The following is a 22,550-nucleotide window of genomic DNA, read 5'->3' on the forward strand; positions in this document are numbered from 1 at the left end:
GCCGCTACTTAAGCACTACTTGATGGAATGCCAACAGCCGTCGCATACCTTTGGCCAAATGTGCCGAGGAAAGCGTGGCACCGGAAATATTCTGGATGTCACGATTCAATTGCAAGGGTGCGCCAAACTGCTTGTTAAGAAATTGCTGCCGCCAAGCCGGATTGCGTACTTGGCCGCCGTATGTCTCACGGTAGTCCATGATTTCAAAACCGGTCACCGCGCCCTGCGGACCAATGCCTGCTGCAAAATAAATGAACTCATGTTTGCCAATCACATGATCAATAACGAAGTAACCCAGCAAGTGGCCATGATTCAGTGCTTTCCAAGTCGTTTTGACAGGTAAGTCTGTATCGGTGTCGGCAATTTTGTCGATTGCCTTGACCTGATCGGGCGTGAGCTGCAGAGGCAGCAGCTGGAACTCTGTTGCCTCTGGAAAGATGGCTTTCTGTGCCTCAGCTAAGGTCAAATATTGCGTGGCACTCGCCGGCAAGGCCACTATCCATAGCAGCGCGCCAGCCCAGCATGCGAGAAATGTACGCAGAGACTTCATATCAACAATTGCTCGACTCAGAAATCCATGCCAAAACGAAGGCGTACTTCGTTCTTTTCGTTCTCATCTAGGTGCAAGTCAGAGTCGACGGGATCAACAATAGGGCCGACACTTTTGGCGTAAGTTGGGCCGCCCTGAATTTGACGGAAGTATGTCATCGTCATCCACCACGCTTTGGTGGCGTAATGCAGGGTTGGGCCAATAAAGAAGCTGTACTGGTTCTTCTTGTAGTCACCCTCTTCATTTTTCAGCACATCCATGTGATGGCGAGCCTCAAGGCCTGCGTAGAAGTTATTGGCAATGCGGTAAGTAGCACCGAGCAGCTGATAAAACTCTATCTCATGCTCAACAAAATCGTCATCTTCGACCAATGTACGGCGCTCACGAGCCACGATGGTGTTGGCAGCAATAACCAGCTTGTCATTGAAGAAGTTCTTTTGCGCCAAGGCACCGACTTCAATTTCAATCTGTTTTGTTTTTGAGCCATCCACACGAAAGCGTGTGATGTAGCTCGGCTCAACGAAAAAGGAAAGGCCAAAGCCGCCTTCAGCATAGGGTGACATCACATTGTATTTCAGCTGTGTTTTGATGCCGCGAAAGAAGGCGCCCTTGCGGTCAGGATAAAGAACATCGTCATCCAATGGATCAAGTGGGTCATTTACAGCGGTCGGAAACGCACCTTTGTGGTCAATTTTCAGACCCAGCAAATAGCCTGCCACCGCTAGTTTATCAGTAATGCCATGCTCGACTTCCAGCTGGAAATCATCAGCCGCATAGTGACCACGAGCCTTGCCCCAGCGATGCGTGATGGATGCCTGTACTTCGGTCTCCCCTTTAGGCAGGGTATCTGTGCCATAGACATAACCAAACAGCTGTTCGTCAGCCTGAGCTGAGAACGAAGACAACAAAGCAGCTGCCAGAAGCGCAGCACAACCATGACGCATAAGAAAATTCCTTCCTATTAAGGCCATTATCATAGCTGCATGTGCAGAGAATCAACAATAGGAATAATTCTCATTCGCCCTATGCACTTAATGCAAGAGCTGCCCATGGCAGGCTAGGGCTTCAGAGAAGTCCGGAATGCCGAGGAATAACGAGCACTGAAGCCTGTCGCAGGATTCCATTTTACTTCTGCGCTCAAGGTCCAAGAGCAACTCAAGGCTATTTCAGGTTCAGCACATCGCGCATATCGTACAAGGCCGGCGCTTTTGCCGCCGCCCACAGCGCGGCCCGCACGGCACCGACGGCGAAGTTGGCGCGATTGGTGGCGACATGACGAATCTCCACGCGCTCGCCTTCACCGAAGAAGAACACGGTGTGGTCTCCAACAGTATCGCCACCGCGCAGGGTCTGGAAGCCGATCTGCTGACGCTCACGCGGGCCGGTGTGGCCTTCGCGAGCATAAACGGCGACATCCTTGAGGTCACGACCGAGCGCGCCAGCAACGGCCTCGCCCATCATCAGCGCCGTGCCGGACGGGGCATCGACCTTATGCCGGTGATGCGCTTCGAGCACATCGATATCGACCGTGTCGCCAAAAGTCTTGGCGGCCATTTCGAGCAGCTTGAGGCTGACGTTGACGCCGACGGAGTAGTTGCCGGAGTAGACCACCGGCACCTGCACAGCCGCGACACTGACTTGCTGCTTCTGTTCGTCATTGAGACCGGTAGTACCGATGACGATGGCCTTGCCGTGAGCCTGGCACAGCGCCAGATGTGCCACGGTGGCTGCCGGCGCGGTGAAGTCGATGACCACATCAAACTGGTCGATGACCTCCGCCAGGCTGCCCGCCAGCGTCACGCCGAGGCGACCGATGCCGGCCAGCTCACCGGCATCGGCCCCGATCAACGACGACTCAGCACGCTCGACGGCAGCAGTAAGCGTCGCGCCATCGGCCGCATGTACGGCAGCAATCAGGGCACGACCCATGCGCCCACCGGCACCACAGACAGCGATTCGCGTCATTTCGTCATCTCGTCAAAGAATTTACGCACGCCGCTCAGGAACGATTCCTTGTTCGGCGATTGCTTACGGTCTTCGCCATCGAGCGATGCCTGGAAATCCTTGAGCAGTTCTTTCTGCTTGGCAGTCAGGTGCACCGGCGTTTCGATGACGATGCGGCAGAGCATATCACCCGGCGCATGCGAACGAATCGGCTTCACACCCTTGCCCTTGAGCCGGAACAACTTGCCAGTCTGGGTGCCATCCGGAATGCGTAATTTCACGCGACCATCGAGCGTGGGCACTTCAATTTCGCCCCCGAGTGCGGCCACCGTGAAATCAATCGGCACTTCACAATACAGATCCGCACCATCACGCTTAAAGATGCGGTGATCGCGCACCGACACCTGTACATACAGGTCGCCTGCTGGCCCGCCGTGAGCCCCAGCCTCGCCTTCGCCGGTTAAGCGAATGCGATCACCCGTATCCACACCGGCCGGAATCTTCACTTCCAGCGTCTTCTGCTTGCGTACGCGACCTTCGCCATGACAGCTGGAGCACGGACTTGGAATCACTTTACCGCGACCATGGCAGGTCGGGCAGGTTTGGCTCATGACAAAGAAGCCCTGCTGCACGCGCACTTGGCCGCTGCCATTACAGGTGCGGCATTGCGTCGCGCTGGTACCCTTCTTCGCACCGGTGCCATCGCATGGCTCGCACTCGACCATGGTCGGCACGCGAATCTGCGCTTTGGTGCCACGCACCGCTTCTTCCAAATCCAGCTCAATGGTGTAGCCGAGGTCAGCGCCGCGATTGCTGCGTTGCTGACCGCCACGACCACCGCCGCCGAAAATATCGCCGAAGACGTCGCCAAAAATATCGCCAAAGCCCGCGCCGCCAGCACCACCGCCGCCACCCATATTAGGGTCGACACCGGCATGGCCGTAACGGTCGTAAGCGGCGCGTTTATCCGCGTTGGTGAGCATCTCGTAGGCCTCGTTGGCCTCCTTGAACTTCTCTTCCGCTTCTTTGTTGTCCGGATTACGGTCCGGGTGATACTTCATTGCAAGTCGGCGATACGCCTTCTTCATTTCGTCGTCGGTGGCGTTTTTAGCGACGCCGAGGACTTCGTAAAAATCACGCTTGGCCATGTTGACCCCTGGGGCAGCGCGCCCGTTTCAGCTGGTTTGCAATCGTTGCTATTTACAAAGATTGGATGCGCAAACGCGGGGAAGTCCCCGCGTTTGCATCGTGAAGTCGCCGAAAGACTTACTTCTTGTCGTCTTTCACTTCTTCAAACTCGGCATCCACGGCACCGTCGTCCTGCTTAGGCTGAGCGCCGGCAGCAGCATCAGTGAACTGTGCGCCATCGGCACCACCGGCCTGAGCCTGGTCGGCGTAGAGCTTCTGCATCAGCGGCATGGACGCGTTGCTGAGTGCTTCCACGGCGGCATCGATCAGATCTTTGTCGTTGGCCTTAATGGCCTCTTCGACTTTGACGATTTCAGCTTCGACCGCAGCTTTCTCTTCAGCCGTGGCCTTGTCACCGAGGTCGGTCAGCGTCTTCTTGGTGGCATGCACCAGCTGATCGGCCTGGTTGCGGGCATCGACCAGCTCGGAGAACTTCTTGTCTTCTTCGGCGTTGGCTTCGGCGTCACGCACCATCTGCTCAATTTCAGCATCGGTCAGGCCGGAGTTGGCCTTGATGATGATGCTCTGCGCCTTGCCGGTGGCCTTGTCTTTGGCACCGACATTAAGAATGCCGTTGGCGTCGATGTCGAACGTCACTTCAATCTGCGGCATGCCACGCGGCGCGGGTGGAATGTCGGCGAGGTCAAAACGACCCAGCGACTTGTTCTGCGTGGCCTGCTTGCGCTCGCCTTGCAGCACATGAATGGTCACAGCCGACTGGTTATCATCAGCGGTGGAGAACACCTGCTGCTTCTTGGTCGGGATGGTGGTGTTCTTTTCGATGAGCACGGTCATGACGCCGCCCATGGTTTCGATGCCGAGGGACAGCGGTGTCACGTCAAGCAACAATACGTCTTTCACATCGCCGGACAGCACCGCGCCTTGGAAGGCAGCGCCAATGGCCACGGCTTCGTCTGGGTTCACGTCACGACGTGGCTCCTGACCGAAGAACGCTTTTACACGCTCCAGTACCAGTGGCATACGGGTCTGACCACCCACCATGATGACGTCGCCGATATCGGAAATCTTCAGGCCAGCATCGTTCAAGGCCACACGGCAGGGCTCGATGGTGCGCGCCACCAGATCTTCGACCAGCGCTTCCAGCTTGGCACGCGTGACCTTGACGGTGAGATGCTTAGGACCGGTGGCATCAGCCGTGATGTAGGGCAGATTGACTTCGGTCTGGGTCGACGAGGACAGCTCGATCTTGGCCTTTTCAGCGGCTTCCTTGAGACGCTGCAGCGCCAGCGGATCGTTGTGCAGATCGATGCCGGTGTCTTTCTTGAACTCGTCGGAGAGATAGTCGATCAAGCGCAGGTCGAAGTCTTCGCCGCCGAGGAAGGTGTCGCCGTTGGTGGACAGCACTTCGAACTGGTGCTCGCCGTCAACTTCAGCAATTTCGATGATGGACACGTCGAAGGTGCCGCCGCCAAGGTCATACACGGCAATCTTGCGGTCGCCTTCTTTCTTGTCCATGCCGAACGCGAGCGCGGCTGCGGTCGGTTCGTTGATGATGCGCTTCACATCCAAACCAGCAATACGGCCAGCGTCTTTGGTAGCTTGACGCTGGCTGTCGTTGAAGTAGGCCGGAACCGTGATGACGGCTTCGGTCACTGGCTCGCCGAGGTAGTCTTCGGCGGTCTTCTTCATCTTTTTCAGCACTTCGGCGGAGATCTGCGGCGGCGCCTTGCGGTCACCCTTCACATCCACCCAGGCATCGCCATTGTCGGCGGCGACGATGCTGTACGGCACCATCTTGATGTCTTTCTGAACCACATCGTCTTTGAATTTGCGACCGATCAGGCGCTTCACCGCGAACAGGGTGTTCTTCGGGTTGGTCACGGCCTGACGCTTGGCGCCGGCACCAACCAGCACTTCGTTGTCGGTGTAGGCCACGATGGACGGCGTGGTGCGTGCGCCTTCCGAGTTTTCAATGACTTTGACCTTGTCGCCTTCAAGAATGGCGACACAGCTGTTGGTGGTGCCAAGGTCGATACCAATAATTCTGCCCATGATACTCTCCAATAAATTGCGCTGGTTATTTAACCGCTTGCTTTCAATATGTGGGTGGATGCGTCCATTTCAAGGGCGCATCCGAAAACGAATGCTTAGCCCGCCGTGGCCACAACCACCATGGCCGGACGCAATAAGCGACCCGACAAGGTGTAGCCCTTCTGGAAGACGGCCGTTACGGTATTTGGCTCAGCCGTTGTTGAAGGCTGCATGGATACCGCTTGATGCTGCTCAGGGTCGAAAGGCGCTCCCAGCGGGTCCACTGCTTCCACCGCAAATCGCTTCAGGGTGTCACTGAATAATTTATGCGTGAGGCTGACGCCTTCCTGCAGCGCCTTTACCGCCGGCTCTTCAGAGGGCACGGAGCCCAGAGCGCGCTCGAGGTTATCGACCACTTCCAGCAGGCTGCCGGCAAATTTCTCCAGCGCAAATTTGTGCGCATGGGTGACATCACGCTCGGCACGACGCTGAATGTTTTGGATTTCGGCTTGCGAGCGCAGCTGCTGGTCTCGCAACAAGCCTTCAAGTTCGGCAACGCGCGCCGCTAAATCCACCGCAGGTGCTGCCTCAGTCACAGCATCTGCCGCTGCTGGGATTGGCTCTTGCATTGGCTCAACACCCTGCTCTTGGCTGGAATCTGTCATTTTTCAATCTCCTCATGCGCTAACGGCATCATTTATAGCCATGCTGCACTAGTGGAGATTGCCGCCACGAATTTCAAGGGTGAATTTTCAGGCGAATGCAGAGAGGCCAAAAAAACTCCTCCACAGTGCGTCGCGCAGCACGCCCGCCTGACCTATGATTAGGCCATGTCATTTGTGGAACGTCGCCATGCTGAGCCTGCTCAAAATCAGTCAATTCGCTATTGTTGAAAACTTAGAGCTGGAGTTTTCCCGTGGCTTTTCGGTGATTACGGGTGAAACCGGTGCAGGCAAATCCATTCTCATGGATGCGCTAGGTCTCTGCTTAGGCGATCGCGCCGATGGCGGAGTTGTGCGTAGCGGCGCTGAACGCGCCGATGTCAGCGCGCTCTTTATCGTCGGCCACCTGCCCGCCGCCATGTCATGGCTGATTTCTCGCGAGCTGGATGAAGGCGAAGAATGCACGCTGCGTCGAACTTTTACCCGAGACGGTCGCTCACGCGCCTATATTAATGGCCGCCCCGCCACGCTCGGCGATCTGCGCGACATCGGCGAACTACTCATTGATATCCACAGCCAGCACGAACACCAGACTCTGCTTCGCAAAGACAGCCATCGCCACATGCTCGATAGCTACGCCAACCTCGCCGCTCTGGCGAAGGAAACGGCAGCGCAGTTCCGGCACTGGCAAACGGCTAGCGACAAGCTGAAACAAGCCGAGAATGCTGGTGCAGCCCAAAGTGCGCGCCTGGAGATTGTTGAGCACCTATTAAAGGAGCTGGATCAGCTCGGTCTCAGCGCGGGCGAATACGAAAGCATCGAACAGCGGCATGACACCCTGGCGCATGTCGGCAGCCTTCAGCAAGACGGCGAATTGGCCCTCACACTCATGACCGAAGGCGATGGCGACACGGCTGCGCGACTCTTGCAACGCGCCATTAAAACCCTGGAAAGCCACACCCATCGTGCGCCCGCGCTCGGCAGCGCAGTCGAGCTTTTACAAGGGGCACTGATTCAGTTAGAGGAAGCCAGCCCTGGCTTGCGTCACTTTCTCGACGACTTGGACGCCAGCCCCGGTGAGCTCGAACAGCTGGAGCAGCGCCTGAGTCATTGCCATCAGCTGGCACGCAAGCATCGTGTCACGCCGCACGAGCTTGTGCATGTGGCCGCGCAACTCCACGAAGAGTGCCAGTCACTACGCGAGGCGCAGGATTTAGCGCAGCTGGCGCAAGACGCCCGCGAAGCCGAACAGGCGTTTATGCAAAATGCCTCCGCCTTGCGTCAGCAGCGTCAAACGGCTGCCGTGGCTTTTTGTGACGAGATTCAAGCCTTCCTTCATGGTCTCGGCCTTGGCAATGCACGCCTCGAATTAACACTGACCGCGCTAGCAAAGCCCAATCTGCATGGGCTTGATGACATTGAGTTTCTGTTCAGTGCCAATCCGGGCCAGCCGCTTAGGCCATTGGCAAAGGTGGCCTCAGGCGGTGAGTTATCGCGACTTTCGCTCGCCATTCAAGTCGTGCACGCACGCCACTCGCCCGTCCCGGTCATGGTCTTTGACGAGGTCGATGTGGGGATTGGCGGGGGTATTGCAGAAGTGGTCGGTCGATTACTACGCGCGTTGGGTGAGCACGCTCAGGTTTTTAGCATTACGCATCAACCTCAAGTCGCGGCCCGAGGGCATCAGCATTTGCGGGTAGAGAAACGCGTCAGCGACGGCAACACCCACAGCACCGTCGTGGCGCTTTCGCATGAGCAACGCATCGAAGAAATTGCGCGTATGTCAGGTGGCATCACCATTACCGATGAAACTCGCCGACACGCGGCCACCATGCTGGAGGCCTAGACGCGCAGAACGGTGGGCTGGCAGCTTAATCGCCGGCCTTGCCCGAGCAGCCGTCTTTTAAGCAGCTGCCATAAAGATGCAAGGAGTGCCCTGTCAAACTAAAACCCAGCGACTCCGCCACGGCGATTTGCCTAGCCTCAATCACATCGTCGTGGAACTCACAGACACGACCGCAGTCGGTGCAGACAATGTGGTCATGGTGCTCATCATCTTTCAATTCAAAGACCGAGTGACCGCCTTCAAAATGGTGGCGCTCCACAATTCCCGCCGCCTCAAACTGCGTTAGGACACGATAGACCGTGGCCAAGCCCACATCCTCGCCTGCAGCGAGTAAAGCCTTATAAACATCTTCAGCACTGAGGTGATGAACGGGCGAACTCTCGAGCAATTCAAGGATTCGCACACGGGGCAAGGTGATCTTGAGACCTGCTTTGCGCAATTCGTTATTGCTGATCGACATGGATTCATCTCTGAGCGGGTGATGCCGTATGATAGCGCGACGCGACCGATGATGGCATTACCACTCGCCTCCGGTATTTCAGATCGATTCTGACCGAACATTGACACCGAATTTGACTAAGGAGCCGTCGGCCCATGCAACGAAAGCTAATGACTGCCGTAATGCTGGCGACTGTTGTCACCACAACACTCGCCACCAGCGGCTGCAAAAATCTGTTTACCGCCTACCGTATCGACATCGTGCAAGGTCAAACCGTCACCAAAGAACAGGCCGATCAGATTAAGGCGGGCATGACGCCTGCGCAGGTTCGCTATGTTCTCGGCACGCCGCTGATTACCGACACCCTTAATCCCAGCCGGTGGGATTACACCTATCGCTTCATTCCTGGCACCTATGCCAAAGAAAGCAAGCTGAGCCCCGTGCCGCACCGTCGCTTCAGCGTATTTTTTGCCGCTGGCGTGGTGTTACGCACGGAGCTTGCGGGCGACTTGCCTGTGAAAAACACCTCACTCCCTGGCAGCCAAGATAGCGCCGTGCGTGCGAACGACACGACGGTTCGCGAGCAAGCCAGCCAAGAGCAGAACAAGATCACGCCAGCCGATACTCGCCCTGCAGAGACCACCGTTAAGCCAGGCTCGGACGCTACACTGCCACCAGAAATCCAGCCCTAAATACTGCCGGCTTTGGCGCGCTGCTGACGCACTTTGTCAGCACGCGCCTTACGCGCAGCCATGGGGTCGATGGTCAGCGCGCGATAAATTTCTACGCGATCCCCCGCCTTCAATTTCCGGCTTTCAGGCGACTTCTCGATTTGCCCCCACACACCTACCGTTAGCCCATCTGTTGATAGCTCAGGGCATTGCTCATGTAACTTGGCTGCCGTCACCGCATCACTCAGCGTGGCACCTTCCGGCAGCTCCAGTTCGAGCAGAAACTGACGATCCGGGCGGGCGTAAGCGACTTCAATGCGCATTAAAGCCAAGCCTGTGCGTAGGCTACGGCCAGCAGCAGCGTAATGGGCGCCAACCAACGCAAGGCAATTCGCAACACGTTGTAGAGCAACTCGGACGGCAAATTCACCGCCTTACGCAGATGGCTCATCTTCATGACCCAGCCCGTGTAGAGCGACAACACCAACAGATTGAACGCCACGGCATAGGCCAAATACTGACTGAGTACGGCCAGCGTATCGCCACGACCAAACAACCAAATGGACTCCGCCAACAAGGTCACGGGAATAATCACCAGCACGGGTGCAGCCAGTGCCGGCAACTGACGGGCATTGGCTTCAGCAAATGCAGGCGCAAGACTCGCACTTAACGCTAATTGCGTGACAGTGACGCCGAGCAGGGCTGCCACGGCACACCAGTTACCGTGATGAAGCGCCAGAAAACCCAAGACCAAGACCAGCCCAAATCCCCAGCGTGCGGCAATAGAGTTCATTTCGCCGTACTGCGCGCGCAACGCAGCAGCGGCACCCATACCAGCCGCGCCCATCAGTGCACCCGCGAGGAGACTGGCACGCGTGCCTTCTGCTTGCGTCAAACCCATCAACATGGGCAAGTCCGTGGTGAGCGGCAAGGTTTGGTGTTGCAGCATTTGCGCCAGCAACAAAGCGATCAGTGCGGCAAAAACCACCAGCCAGAGCACCATGGGCACGGTACGGAAACTGCGGCCCAAGGCGATGAGAACAGACACTAAAGTCATCACCTGCCACAGTGCGCCACCCGCTGGCACCGCCGAAGAGGCCAGACCCAAGGTCGCCGTCACGGGCTGCCAAAGCGTCTGAATGGCCTGTGTGGCTAATAAGCCACTGGCCACTGCCAATAACGCACTCAGGGCCACGCTGAGTGCGAGGTTGTTATAGGCTAAGGCGCGCCAGTAGCGCGGCGCATCCGACTCGCGAGTGAGTATCTGCATGCCGGCAATGGAGGCTTGCTTGGCACGCACCGCCAGTGCCTGCTCGGCGAGCAGCAAGGGCAGACCCGCCAGCAAAAAACCAACCAAGACTAAGAGCCACGAAGCGCCCTGCAGTGGCACAAACACAATACTCAAGGCCAGCATCAGCGCTACTAATTGCCCACTACGCTGCCAAGCTGGCGATTCATTCGTCGCACGCATTCCGGTTAATCCTGAAAATGAAATGATCGCTATTGTCGGCACTGCTTGACGCGTATACAAGCGCGTCAATGCGCCTATAATCCTGCGCCATGAGTAAGCCTAAAACATCCCCTGCGACCATCGCGCAAAATCGACGTGCCCGTCACGAGTTTTTTATTGAAGAAAAGTTCGAGGCGGGGCTGTGTCTGCTCGGCTGGGAAGTGAAGTCACTTCGCGCGGGCAAGTGCAACCTCACCGATGCCTACATTCTGCTGAAGAATAACGAAGCATGGGTCATTGGCATTCACATTACACCGCTGTTGGCGGCCTCGACCCATGTGGTTGCTGACCCAACACGGACGCGTAAACTGCTGCTCAATCGCCGCGAAATTAACAACCTCATTGGCGATATCCAGCAGAAAGGCCACACCTGCGTGCCGCTGTCGATGTATTGGAGTGGCGGCCGTGCCAAGCTCGAAATCGCCGTAGTGAAAGGCAAGCAGCTGCATGACAAGCGTGATGCCGAAAAGAATCGAGACTGGGCTCGTGAAAAAGGCCGCATCATGAGAGACAAAGGTTAAGTGACACCATACCCGCCCCGCTCGCTAAGATGCTCGCGGGGTGGGTGGGCCAGTGTTCAGACCGTCTTCAGGAAGATCGAGATCAGCTTGCGCGTGAACGGCGTGTAGGGTGGGAAGAACATTTTCGCCAACATGATGCGGGTACGAACGACCGCGCGCTCATGCGAAAAGGTTTTGAAGCCGTGATGACCATGCGCGCTGCCGATGCCGGAGTTGTTAACGCCGCCGAACGGCAGGTTGCCGTGCAGGAACTGCACCACGCAATGGTTGATGCAGGCGCCACCCGAGGTGGTTTCTTGCATGATTTGCTTGATGTTGCTTTCGTTGCGACTCCACATATATAGCGCCAACGGCTTAGGGTCGGCGTTAATGCGCGCAATCACGGAATCCAAGCTGCTAAACGAAATGATGGGCAACAGTGGGCCGAAAATTTCTTCGCGCATGATCAGGGCATCGGCCGGAATGTCACCGAGCAGTGTGGGAGCAATATAGCTGTCGCCCATGTCTGTCTGACCACCGGCCAGCACTTTCGCGCCACGCGCCACGGCATCTTCCAGCAAAGCACCAATACGGCCGGTATGACGCGAGTTAACGACGCGGGCCAATGAATCGCTGGCCTGCGGGTTAGCACCGTAAACATCCTTCAGCGCACGGGCGCAGGCGTCCACGAATGCGCCACGAACTTTATCGTGCACATAAATATGATCGGGGGCGATACAGGTCTGGCCGTTGTTGGTGAACTTGGCCCAGAGGATGTTTTTCGCCGCCAGCTCGATATCCGCCGTTTCATCCACGATGGTCGGTGACTTGCCGCCCAGCTCCAGCGTGACGCTGGTCAGGTGCTTGGCCGCTGCCGCCATAACCACCTTGCCGATGGCCGGCGAACCGGTGAAGAAGATGTGATCGAAGGGCAGTTCAAGCAAGGCCTGCGCCACCGGCGCTTCACCCTCGATGACGGTCACTTCGCTGGGATCAAATACTTCCCGCACGATTTTGCTGATGATGGCCGACGCATGCGGTGTCATTTCAGACGGCTTGATAATGGCGGTGTTGCCGGCAGCAATAGCAGAAACCAGCGGCCCCAGACTGAGATTCACGGGGTAGTTCCAGGGCGAAACAATCAGACAGCGACCCTTGGGTTCGTACTGCATATAGCCCTTAGTGCCCATCATCATGCGCGATGGCCACACGCCTTTAGGCTTCATCCAAGACTTGAGATTACGCAGTGCATCATTAGCCTCGGCCACGACCGGCAGCACCTCCGTGAGGTCCACTTCAGCCGCTGGCTTACGGAAGTCGGCCCAGCCCGCCTGCACAATTTCTTCCTGATACTTGAGCATGGCATCGCGCAGTTTCAGGATTTTCGCCTTGCGCTCGGCCAGGGTAGATTGGCGTAGCCGCAGGGCGGTGTCGCGCTGGGCATCAAAGGCTTGCTGGATCGTGGTCATATCAAGTACTCAGGTTATTGCTGCAAACGCAGCTCGGAAATTTTTTGCTTGCTAATGTCTGCCGCATTAAAGGGCAGCTTCTGCCACTGCTTTTGGCTATAGGCCTTAGTAAAGTCATCATAGTGTGGGTTGGCGGGGTCCGTGGACTGCGAGTAAGTAATAAAGCCCTCAGCCTGCGGCTGACCCTTGTCATCCCAGGTGACGGTCTGAATATAACTGTTGCCGTACACAATGCCATAACCCTCCTTAGTTAGGTTTTCGCCTTGCGTTGAGACAATGGTAAACGCGCCGACACCACCCTCACCCCCGAATATCGGAATACGCGAATTTTTATGCACGCCGGAATATTGGATTTGACCCAGCGGCCTATCGAACGGGATGCCGCTTGCTTTGACGGCTGCGATGCCATCAGCAAAGGCCATTTGCACCTGCAGGTTATTGGCGTTTAGCGTGTTAGGCGTGTTCACGGGATCGCTGGCAGAGAACGCCGTCTGCCAAATGGCCGTGAGCGGCGTGGCGGGTAGCCCGACGGGCAGTCCGCCAAGATTGCCCGCCGCACGACGGAAAAATTCGCGCCAGACATGGCTGCCGACCGAGTTCAAATTATCTTTACCATCCCAGGCCGTTAACACCGCACAAGCCGCACGTTGATCGGCTGCCGCCAGCGGGCCAGCACTGCCCAGCACCAAGGGCTGCGTGCACAAACCTTCCAGCACTTGCTTACGAGCCAGCTCAACCGAATAGATTTGGCTGGATAAAACAATGTCTTGAAGCACCGGAATAGTGAACGTTTTACCGGCGCGACCATCGCTGCCAGCGAGTCGACGTTCGGCCTGCAAAATGCACAGACGCGTGCGCAAGGACCGCTCCGTGCCCTCATCGCCAATAATGCGATTGAAACCCGTGATAGGTGCCTTTGGATTAGTCAGCCAGTAGCTGTCGTTGCAATTGTGCACATAGTCATCGCGCACCAGTGTGGGCAGGTTCTTACCACCAAAAATACCGGGCGCTGGCGCATCGGCATCCGTGCCCCACTCACAGGCTGCGCGCGAGCCATCGAGCAAAGGCAAACCTGGCGCGACTTGACCAATAACGGGACCCAACGGCGATGTACTGCAACTGGAGACCTGCTCATCGGTAACATGCGGCACGACCGTGACATCCCCATAGTAAGCGCGACCGTTCGGGCCGCTGGCCACCGTATTGACCCAGGGCACGCCGAGAATGGATTTGTGCAAGCCAATAAATTCGTCGAGGCTTTTCGCCATGTTCCAACGACCAAACTGATTGATCAGACGGTCATTCTCGTAGTTGGCATCGCGCAGGGTATACGCCAGGCCGTTGGCCCACGGCAGGATAGGCACACCGGCTGCCGACAAGGTAATCATTGGGCCGAAGTGGCTCTTGTAGAGGGTGCGGGTCATTTCTTTGAGGCTGCCATCTGCCTGTTTGACCTGCACCTTCAGTGGCACGGCGGTCATGTCTCGCAGACCGCCTTCGTAAAGGTATTGCGTTGGATTCGCCGGATTCACCTTCAGTTCATAGAGTGTGAAGCGGTAAGCAGAAGACACGGTATGCGTCCAAGCCAGTTTGTCATTGAAGCCAATCAGTACGGCTGGCACGCCATAAAGTGACGAGCCCATGATGTCGATTTTGCCCGGAATGGTGTTGTGCGAAATATAAAGCCGCTCGGTACCACGCCACGGAAAGTGCGGGTTACCAAAGACTATTGGCTGACCAGTGGCGCTGCCATTTTTGCCAATCGCATACATGTTGCTGCCGAAATGGTCTTTCTGCTGAAGTTCAGCAAATGGCCCTGGCGACTGCGCTAAGGCGCGCTTTTTGTTTTGCAGAGACGCTAGGCGCGCAGTGGATTTAGCGCCTTTGCGGGCAGCACCAACACGCGGCGGAATGGCCGGCGGCTGAGCATTGGCAATTTCACTCACAAAGACCGAGCTACTGGCCAGCATCGACAGACGCACGAAGCGCCGGTACAGGTCCGCATCAACAATGGGCTGCAACCAGTCGCCCTTGGCGCAGGCCACATGACGACCGGGATGCTGCCCCGCTTTCAGCTCGGCGATATAGCGATTGAAGCCCGCCACATAGCCGGTAACCAGCTCGCGAAACTGCGGCTCAGTCTTGTTGCGCGTGCGCTGCCAAGCGGTATCGTCGAGCATGAATTTCCAGAAGAAATCGCTGGAGACATTGTCTGCAACGGAGCCATTAGGCTCGATACGATAACTGCCATCGGCCCCAAAATAGCGGGCGCGCTCGCCACGGCTGGTGACGAAGTCTTCCATCATGACGCAGAGGTTATCTTCCGCAAACGCATAGGCCTGGCCATAGCCAAGGCTGCCAAAGTCATTCGCGGTGATATGCGGGATGCCCATTTGCGTACGTACGATGCGCGCATCGTAGCTGCCGGTGCGCGGCGCGGCGCCGCCGGATGAACTGTCGTCGCCAAAACCGCAGGCGGTCAGCGCGAATACGGCGCTCAGGGCGGAAAATGGGAGGAAACGTGATGGACGCATCGTGGCATCTCTTCTTATTTTAAGAGCACGAACAGTAAATGACCCGGCGGTCGGCGGCAAGGCTAGTGACATTAGCCAGCGGTGAGCGCACACTATGCTCGCTCTGGGGATGACATGGCTTCGACGCTGGTTATGAAGCCCGCAGGTGCATGCGGAGAGTGGAATGTCTCTCCTAAATCAACGCTCCAAAAAAATAGTCGCAAACGACGAAAACTACGCACTAGCCGCCTAATCCCGGCTTATGACCAAACTTGCATGCCGGTATGCGGGGGCGGTCAGCGCAAAAAATACCGGATCGCCTCGTAACCCGCCTCGTGTTACGTCGCTAAAACCCTAGAGGATCGCCTTCCATGCCCTGTCTCTCGGGCCGTGTCGGGCTAAATCAATAGAGAAGACTAAGCATGTAGATCCGAGGGTAGAGTGCTGGCGGACGCGGGTTCGATCCCCGCCATCTCCACCAAATAAGCTGTAAGTTGTTGTTGCAACAGAAAGCCCAGTGTTTACGCGACTTTCAAGCGGTCTGAGTGGATACATTTCAGGATACTTTCCTGCTATTGTCCTAGGATGACTGAGAAATTGGCAAAACAAACTGGGCTCGTTAAAGGAGCTTCCGGCATCTATGCATTTCAAATGCGGGTGCCGGTTGACCTCCTCTCTCACTACCCCGTACAACTCATTAAGAAAAGCCTCGGTACTCGCGACCTCCAAGAAGCGAAGCGTCTCTGTGCTCAAGAGAATGCTGAGCTACTTGCACATTGGCAGAAACTCCGCACCCCTGAAGAGCCCCGTAAGACCTCCATCAGTGATGCCGAGATTCAACACCTCGTCGAGATGGCCATCCACTCACGACTAGCTGCCGACGAAAGCATCAGAAGCGACGGTTTAGATGACTTTATGTGGGCAAAGATGCAAGAGTGGACAAAGGAAGTTGATGAGTCGGGAAAGTCAGCCATTTCAAGAGGAATGCTAGATGACCACGCGAGTGCAGTGGTTGAAGACTGGCTGATCTCTAACGGCTATGACCTCCCGCAAGACTTGCCTGACCGCAAACGCTTTAGTTTGGCCTTCATGAAAGCCCAAGCAAGGGCCACAAAAGCTATCAGAGAGCGCGATGAAGGAAATCCCGTTGATACCCCTCCTCCGCCCTCCACAATCCTGCCGGCACCCCCTAAAGTCCCCGCAGGGGATAGCTCTCTAACACTCTCGGGAACCATTCAGCACTTCCTTGCCCGCCAAGACAAAACGAAACCCATGTACCGGAAGTACGATGTGGGGACTAGGCTGCTGTTGCAGATGCTGGGCGACAAACCCATACATGAGCTACACCAAGTTGATCTTGAGAGGTACTGCCAAGATATCTGCCGGCTGCCCGCACAATGGGCGAAAGTAGCCGCTGACACAGACAAGCACCCGCGTGACTTAATGCTGGCAGAGCCCTCACAACAGTGCATTGCACCGGGCACCTTTGAGAACACCTACAAGGCTGCTGTCAGAGCCTACCTGAACAGCTCCCAGCGCAGCTTTAGAGGTCAAGGCTTCCCTGAGTATCTGTCAGTCGAGAATGAAGCGTACAAGGGCAGCAGAGGCGAGTCTGAAAGGAAACAACGTGCATTTACTGCCTCGGAGCTGAAGAGACTATTTGAGGGGGAAGAGCTTCAGAATGCTAGGCACAACCCGCAGACCGAAGCGCATTTCTGGCTCCCCCTTGTAGGGCTTCTAACGGGGGCGAGAATTAATGAGATATGCCAAATTAACCCACAGACAGATGTCCTGCAAGATGAGGCGGGTATTTGGTATTTCAACATCTCTAGCGAGGGCGATGCAGACGCACGCGTGACTAAATCCATCAAGAACAAGGTGTCTAGGCGGGATGTGCCGCTGCACGCCGAACTGCTGAAGCAGGGGTTCCTGAGCTACTTTGAGCGTGTGCGCGGTGAAGGAGCGCAGCTTTTGTTTCCGACATTTAAGCCAAAGAATCGTAGGGCAGCAGGGAGGGCTGAAGAGTGGTTCCGCGACTTATTGAAGGTAACAGGGCTCCGCGACGAAACACCGGGCAAAACACTCACTGGCTTCCACGCCTTCAGGCACACCATCGAAACCCGTGCAAAGAATCTAAGGGTCGGCTCCATTAATGACATCACCGGTCATGCCGGGCCTGAGTCAGCCGTTGTCAGGGGATACCAAGGGACACTGGAGCTGGCAAATAAGGAAGAGCTACTTAACCGCATCACCTTCGAGCTGAACTTAAGCCCCATAGCGTAGCAGGCAGAGAACAGGCTTCACCAAACGCCATAAAGTCCCCTACCCCGCAAAGTGTCCACTAACAGTGGCTGGGGGCAGCGCTCAGTGGGGGCATTGCGCAACAGCGCCCATCAAGAGCCTCTTGGTGCCACGGTTGGCTATTCAGGAGTCCTCAGCTTTGTGCCATCAACAAAGAGAATGACCTCAGGCTCGAAGCGGGTGGTGTATTTGCCTTCTTCGAGATTGGCGATGGCCTTGTGCTCATCCATGAACTGATTATAGTCACGGGAGCCCGTCCAGCTGCGGGTCTGGCCAGCCGGGATTCCGTCGTCGTATCCAAAGGTGATGGAGCCGACCTCCTTGTCGAAGATGTCGATGAACTTCATCTCGCCTTTAACGCCGCGAATGTCCTTTTTGCCTTTGTTCTGAAGAGCCAGCTTTATGATCTGTGAGTCGCTATAGGTGCCAGAACTGTAATCAGCACCACGCAGCTCAAGGCCCACAACAGCGACTGTAAGCGTCTGGTCAACAAGCTTCTTAAGCGCCGCGCGTTCTGCCTCAACACGCTCCTTCAGGGCCCGGGCTTCAGCTTCCTTGGCTTTCTGCTCCTCCACCCAAGCCTTCTGCTGCTTGAGGGCTTCGCCTACGGTCAGGCCTTCTTTCATGGAGCCCGCCCCAAACGCCTCAGCCATTTTTATGCGCATCAAGTAGGCAGCAAGGAGGTTCTTTTCTTCCTCCGACATGTCCTCAATAGCTGGCTTTAGCTCGGTTTCCCATTTAGCAATATCCGTTGGAACAACCACATCGTGGGGACTGCTGCATGCTGTGAGGGCTAGGACGAGAGCGGCTGCAATCCATGGCGCGCGAGGAATCATGAAAAATCTCTTCTTATTGGGCAGGGGTTTTATCTAATTTTCCATAACTGGGGTGGCTTGGCAAGCAAGAGGGCTCTTTGACAGAAAATGAGACGCCAGACCTACCAATGAGCTTTCTCATCGGCGCGCCATTCAGCATGGTAATCAGAGCCGTTATGTTGCGGATGACGATACGGGAGTCACTGGCCGTGTGATGATTTGAGAAATTACTCGCAGGCACAACCTAGCGCAACCCCAGAAAGTCCCCCCATTGGAGCACGAGATACCATTTTCTTCTTGCCCATTAATTTTCATTACTCGTGCTCACCTCAAAGGCAAGTTAGGGCTACGGAGTCCCTCCATAGGATAAGAAGGCTGCAATAAGTCCCCTTTGTCCACATTCCGTAACCCACCAGCTCCCCCCGTACCAAGTCCACTAATAGTGGCTATGGCGATGGCAGCTGCCTATGAGAACTCCCATGATGAATGCAAATAACCGCACCACAAGGCTCGATGATGCAATTCATAGAGCAACCTCCGGGCCCCATGTATCCCCCAAGATAATCAGCCTCAGTGACATCACTACTCATCCAGACTTCCAGATGAGAAATAAGGTTGATAACGCACTAGTCCAGAAATACGCCAAAGCCATCAGCAATGGCGCTACCTTCCCTCCAATAAAGATCGCCTTGGTAGATGGTCAGTACATACTGGTGGATGGTTGGCACCGGCACGCAGCTACTGCAAGAGCCCACTTAAATGATATTGAGGCCATCATTACCCCCATGACCCATGGAGAGGCACTACAGGCTGCTGCACTGGCAAATTCAGCTCACGGCAAACCCCTTAGCCAAACGGAAAAAAGAAAAGCCTTCAAAGCTTTCATTAAAGGTGGGGGCCACCGGCTACCTAAGCGAAAAATAATGAGCTATAGGGCTTTGGCAGCCACCCTCGGGGGCACTAACGGGCACACCACAATCAGGCAATGGATGGCAAAGGACTTTCCAAGCATTCACAAATTAATGGGAGGTGATAGCAGTGGTTGCGGAAGTGCGGAGCCTAGAGCCTACCTACCCAAGAGGAGCACAAGGGAGCTGATGCTCGACATTAGCAACATCGCGCATCTAGCACGTCTTGAGCGTGACCCCTATAAACGCTATGACATTATCCAAGCTCTTGAGGGAGTGCTTACAGATATGAAGTCACTGGAGCATTGCTCCTCTAAGCTCTAAGCCATTATTTGTGGGGGTGGTCTGCTGCATACTCTGCAAGCAGCCCTGTAAAGGAGGTCATGCTGCTGAAACCCTTGCAGCATCAGCATTACAAGCCGCGCTGTTCATTCTGAACACCCGCTGTGAACAACGGCGTGCGCAGAGCCTTGAATAGAGCGGCTTTCAGCGTACTTCACGACAGGAAAAGTTTTTTACTTAAAGTGTGAAAGCCCACCTCGACTGACTCAAGGCGCAAATTCCCCCCGTACCGGGGTCTCCTGTGCATTCACCTAGGTTTCGCAGCTTCGACTTCTCGGAGCAACACGTAAGGGTCAAGGCCAAGCTGACGGCACACATCCAGAAACTCGATCACATCTAGCCGCCGCTCACCATTTTCTGACTTGGACACATACGACTGCGGCTTTCCTAATCGCTCCGCGAGCTGGGCTTGGCTGAAGCCCGCAGCCTTCCTTGCGTGCTTTAGTAAAAGAAGCATCTGCTTGTAAGAGTCTGCATAAATTGAGGTCAAGATGAGTCGCCAGCTAATAGAACGACTCCGTTAATAATCCCACTACAGGATTTAACCCAAAATAGGATTTTACTATGAGACCATGACCATCCAACCAAGCACGGAGCTACCCTTCATGTCGTCATTCTTCAGCCTATTCGGTGTGCTCGCAGCAGCCTACATAATGTTTCTAGTGTTCAAGGCACCAAGCTACGGGACACAGGTACGGCTCTACATTACTCGCATGGGCACTGAACGCTTCGGGAGCCGCCTAGCAACCCCCTATACGTGCGCTACGGTGCATGTCGCGAGGGATTGGCAGGAGCTCCTATCTCGGCTCAGGGCAAGAGGGCTAGGGCCATATGCAGCGGCAGTCGTTGCTGCAACATGGCTCCGGGACAATGTCCCAGACATTAGAGAAAAAGAGGAGCTGCAACACATGATGGACACTATCTCCATGCACTTACGCGAGGAGTTCGAGGAGCAGTTGGCTAAGCGTTTTGGCCATGAAAAATCCCGGGACATGGCGCACACAATCTTGGATGTCACCATGATTGACGAAGGCATTGACTACTACAAAATGGGGTTCAACCTAAGATAGGTTTTCTATTGGGAGCCGGCGTGCTCAGCAAAGCAGAGGGCTACATCCACGCTACTCCGCGAAGACCATCAAAAAAGCTAGCCCGAGGAGTAGGTTACTCAGACTCGATGGATGCCGCTTACACCAAGTTGGACAGCATCCTGCGTCAGGAAGGGATAACAGTCAGTGAGTAATATTGGGCAACAGGAGCGACACCGTGGCGACACTCTCTGAACACCTCTGTGGGGACTGCGGGCTGCGGTCAACGATTAGTCCGGGCGACTCCGCCATCAGAGCTGGGGCTACACGCACGGGCTACTGCGTCCACTGTGAGGATTTTGATGCCCCATTACTGGAAGAGGGCACCTGCCTGCTGCCCCGCTCCTTGGATGTCTACCAGCGCCGCCGGTTCGTTTGTAAAACCCATTTCAGCACGCCGCTAGTGGCATGGTTTAAGGGAATGCGTTGCCCCCGCTGCGGAGGCTCTTTTGCAAAGGTATCCAACGGTATCGAGTTCAGCGCAGACTGAGCAGCACAGCGCTTTGGTTGCCAATTCGGGTAGGAGTTATGGCAGCAATGTCCCCTAGGGTATACCCGTGCGGAACACGCATCGGCGCTTCAAATACGTCCCACAAGGGTTGACCGCATCAAAGGACACGGATAGTCTACGGGAAGCACCCTAAAGGACATCATCATGCAAACCGTCTTCTACGCTCGCGTCTCTACTACCGACCAGACTATTGAGCATCAGCAGAGGCAGGCTGAGGATGCGGGCCATAGGTTTGACCGTGTTTTCATGGATGACGGGGAGTCTGGCATCAATAAGAAGCTGGCCGACAGACCCGCTGGCAAAGAAATGATGGGCTATCTCCGGGCCGGGGACAGCCTCGTCGTCCGCTGGATTGACCGCCTAGGCCGCAACTATGAGGATGTAACAAGCAACATTAGAGAACTGCTGGAGCGTGGCGTCATCATCAAGACGATCATCAACGGCATGGTCTTCGACGGCAGCACCACTGACCCCATGCAGAAGGCCGTCAGGGACGCGCTAGTAGCGTTCATGTCTGCCATGGCACAGGCCCAAGGGGAAGCCACCAAGATCGCCCAGAGGGCTGGCATAGAGCACGCCAAGGCCTTCGAGGGAGAGGCTAAGTACAAAGGCAGAAAGCCTGCATACAACCGCGCACAACTTGCTACCGTTCGCGACGGCCTTGGTCATGGGATGAGGGCCATGGAGCTGGCAAAGCAAACCGGGCTATCTCGCTCAACTATTTATCGCATCAAGGATGATTATATCGCTGCTGAGAAGGCACTGGCGACATGGGGGAAGTGAGCGCAAATTTCGAGCCAAGTCGTCACTAAGGAAAGATACATCTACATAATTAACTAGGGACCGCATCGCCACCACGGGAGATACCTACGGGCTCGCTAGATAAGGTTTCCCACGTAAATAGGGCAAGCAGACGATTAGCTATTCCACGAGGGATTTTTCTAGGCCTAGTAGGCTCCGCACGGTCCCAACTGCAAATTAGCGCATGCGAAGGATTATCAGGGATATCATTTTCGTTTTCGATGCTGTCCTCCACCACGGTCAGGACTACGGTAGGCAAGCTCCCGTTAGGCTCTTCTGACGGAATGTCGACCACCTGAATGATGTCAGATACTCGCGCTCGCCCCAGAGACCGTATCTCCTTGGACTCACCATCAGAGTGCATTCTGTTATTAAAGTCTCTCTTGAGAATCGAGACGATTTGATCAAGATCAAGGATGGCAAGCCTGCTTACGGACACCTCGGTTGAGGTGAATGCAGATGGCGTTGCTCGCCCTAGATTCGCATCCCAATATGGATGC

20 protein-coding genes and 1 other RNA gene are annotated in these 22,550 nt (G+C 55.7%); 8 read left to right on the top strand and 13 right to left on the bottom strand.

What is annotated here, in order from left to right; genetic code table 11:
- Nucleotides 1-4: 4 nt before the first annotated feature.
- From A8710_RS00245 to grpE, 6 genes are all read right to left on the bottom strand, one after another.
- On the bottom strand, nt 5-550 hold the full coding sequence (locus A8710_RS00245) for an FMN-binding protein (protein ID WP_068857447.1): 546 nt from the start codon (nt 548-550) through the stop codon (nt 5-7).
- Between the two features lie 17 nt (nt 551-567).
- On the bottom strand, nt 568-1,494 hold the full coding sequence (locus A8710_RS00250; protein WP_068857448.1) for a DUF6662 family protein: 927 nt from the start codon (nt 1,492-1,494) through the stop codon (nt 568-570).
- Nucleotides 1,495-1,711: 217 nt separating this feature from the next.
- The gene (gene dapB, locus A8710_RS00255; RefSeq protein WP_068857449.1) at nt 1,712-2,515 is read right to left on the bottom strand and encodes a 4-hydroxy-tetrahydrodipicolinate reductase; all 804 of its coding nucleotides are present in this window, start codon (nt 2,513-2,515) and stop codon (nt 1,712-1,714) included.
- Nucleotides 2,512-3,642: a molecular chaperone DnaJ gene (gene dnaJ / locus A8710_RS00260; protein WP_068857450.1), complete on the bottom strand. Its 1,131-nt coding sequence runs from the start codon at nt 3,640-3,642 to the stop codon at nt 2,512-2,514. Before dnaJ ends, dapB begins: the two co-directional genes overlap by 4 nt.
- Nucleotides 3,643-3,760: 118 nt before the next feature.
- Nucleotides 3,761-5,695, bottom strand: a complete 1,935-nt coding sequence (gene dnaK / locus A8710_RS00265; protein WP_068857451.1) for a molecular chaperone DnaK — start codon at nt 5,693-5,695, stop codon at nt 3,761-3,763.
- A gap of 95 nt (nt 5,696-5,790) precedes the next feature.
- Nucleotides 5,791-6,339 (bottom strand): nucleotide exchange factor GrpE, encoded by a 549-nt coding sequence (gene grpE / locus A8710_RS00270; protein WP_068857452.1) that lies wholly within the window; start codon nt 6,337-6,339, stop codon nt 5,791-5,793.
- 187 nt (nt 6,340-6,526) lie between these two features.
- On the opposite strand from grpE, the gene recN reads away from it, so the two are divergent.
- Nucleotides 6,527-8,182 carry a DNA repair protein RecN gene (gene recN / locus A8710_RS00275; protein ID WP_068857453.1) on the top strand — a complete coding sequence of 552 codons (1,656 nt, stop codon included), beginning with the start codon at nt 6,527-6,529 and terminating at the stop codon, nt 8,180-8,182.
- 25 nt (nt 8,183-8,207) lie between these two features.
- Here the strand turns inward: recN and fur are convergent, their stop codons facing one another.
- Nucleotides 8,208-8,642, bottom strand: a complete 435-nt coding sequence (gene fur / locus A8710_RS00280; protein ID WP_068857454.1) for a ferric iron uptake transcriptional regulator — start codon at nt 8,640-8,642, stop codon at nt 8,208-8,210.
- A 134-nt stretch (nt 8,643-8,776) separates the two neighbouring features.
- On the opposite strand from fur, the gene A8710_RS00285 reads away from it, so the two are divergent.
- Complete coding sequence (locus A8710_RS00285) at nt 8,777-9,313, top strand: outer membrane protein assembly factor BamE (protein WP_068857455.1); 537 nt, start codon at nt 8,777-8,779, stop codon at nt 9,311-9,313.
- Here A8710_RS00285 and A8710_RS00290 read toward each other — a convergent pair.
- Complete coding sequence (locus A8710_RS00290; protein ID WP_068857456.1) at nt 9,310-9,615, bottom strand: RnfH family protein; 306 nt, start codon at nt 9,613-9,615, stop codon at nt 9,310-9,312. The two genes, A8710_RS00285 and A8710_RS00290, sit on opposite strands and share 4 nt — an antisense overlap.
- Nucleotides 9,615-10,763: a hypothetical protein gene (locus A8710_RS00295; RefSeq protein WP_068857457.1), complete on the bottom strand. Its 1,149-nt coding sequence runs from the start codon at nt 10,761-10,763 to the stop codon at nt 9,615-9,617. Before A8710_RS00295 ends, A8710_RS00290 begins: the two co-directional genes overlap by 1 nt.
- A gap of 89 nt (nt 10,764-10,852) precedes the next feature.
- Here A8710_RS00295 and smpB point away from each other — a divergent pair, with 89 nt between their 5' ends.
- Nucleotides 10,853-11,323 (top strand): SsrA-binding protein SmpB, encoded by a 471-nt coding sequence (smpB, locus tag A8710_RS00300; protein ID WP_068857458.1) that lies wholly within the window; start codon nt 10,853-10,855, stop codon nt 11,321-11,323.
- Nucleotides 11,324-11,379: 56 nt separating this feature from the next.
- Here the strand turns inward: smpB and A8710_RS00305 are convergent, their stop codons facing one another.
- Both A8710_RS00305 and A8710_RS00310 read right to left on the bottom strand, forming a co-directional pair.
- The gene (locus A8710_RS00305; protein ID WP_068857459.1) at nt 11,380-12,771 is read right to left on the bottom strand and encodes an aldehyde dehydrogenase family protein; all 1,392 of its coding nucleotides are present in this window, start codon (nt 12,769-12,771) and stop codon (nt 11,380-11,382) included.
- Nucleotides 12,772-12,785: 14 nt separating this feature from the next.
- Nucleotides 12,786-15,305 carry a penicillin acylase family protein gene (locus tag A8710_RS00310; RefSeq protein ID WP_068857460.1) on the bottom strand — a complete coding sequence of 840 codons (2,520 nt, stop codon included), beginning with the start codon at nt 15,303-15,305 and terminating at the stop codon, nt 12,786-12,788.
- 105 nt (nt 15,306-15,410) lie between these two features.
- On the opposite strand from A8710_RS00310, the gene ssrA reads away from it, so the two are divergent.
- Nucleotides 15,411-15,765, top strand: a transfer-messenger RNA (tmRNA) gene (gene ssrA / locus A8710_RS00315).
- Nucleotides 15,766-15,881: 116 nt separating this feature from the next.
- A complete protein-coding gene (locus A8710_RS00320; protein WP_157686218.1) occupies nt 15,882-17,567 on the top strand; it encodes a site-specific integrase in 1,686 nt (561 codons plus the stop codon).
- A 137-nt stretch (nt 17,568-17,704) separates the two neighbouring features.
- Here the strand turns inward: A8710_RS00320 and A8710_RS00325 are convergent, their stop codons facing one another.
- Nucleotides 17,705-18,421: a hypothetical protein gene (locus A8710_RS00325; protein ID WP_068857462.1), complete on the bottom strand. Its 717-nt coding sequence runs from the start codon at nt 18,419-18,421 to the stop codon at nt 17,705-17,707.
- A 458-nt stretch (nt 18,422-18,879) separates the two neighbouring features.
- Between A8710_RS00325 and A8710_RS00330 the strand changes: the two genes are divergently transcribed.
- Nucleotides 18,880-19,632 (top strand): ParB/RepB/Spo0J family partition protein, encoded by a 753-nt coding sequence (locus A8710_RS00330; protein ID WP_068857463.1) that lies wholly within the window; start codon nt 18,880-18,882, stop codon nt 19,630-19,632.
- Between the two features lie 265 nt (nt 19,633-19,897).
- Here A8710_RS00330 and A8710_RS00335 read toward each other — a convergent pair whose 3' ends face one another.
- The gene (locus tag A8710_RS00335) at nt 19,898-20,140 is read right to left on the bottom strand and encodes a helix-turn-helix domain-containing protein (RefSeq protein WP_068857464.1); all 243 of its coding nucleotides are present in this window, start codon (nt 20,138-20,140) and stop codon (nt 19,898-19,900) included.
- 115 nt (nt 20,141-20,255) lie between these two features.
- On the opposite strand from A8710_RS00335, the gene A8710_RS00340 reads away from it, so the two are divergent.
- Together A8710_RS00340 and A8710_RS00345 are read left to right on the top strand one after the other, a co-directional pair.
- A complete protein-coding gene (locus tag A8710_RS00340; protein ID WP_157686220.1) occupies nt 20,256-20,720 on the top strand; it encodes a hypothetical protein in 465 nt (154 codons plus the stop codon).
- A gap of 673 nt (nt 20,721-21,393) precedes the next feature.
- On the top strand, nt 21,394-22,032 hold the full coding sequence (locus A8710_RS00345) for a recombinase family protein (protein WP_068857466.1): 639 nt from the start codon (nt 21,394-21,396) through the stop codon (nt 22,030-22,032).
- Nucleotides 22,033-22,550: the final 518 nt, after the last annotated feature.

It is taken from the genome of Perlucidibaca aquatica (assembly GCF_001676655.1).
Lineage (GTDB): Bacteria > Pseudomonadota > Gammaproteobacteria > Pseudomonadales > Moraxellaceae > Perlucidibaca > Perlucidibaca aquatica.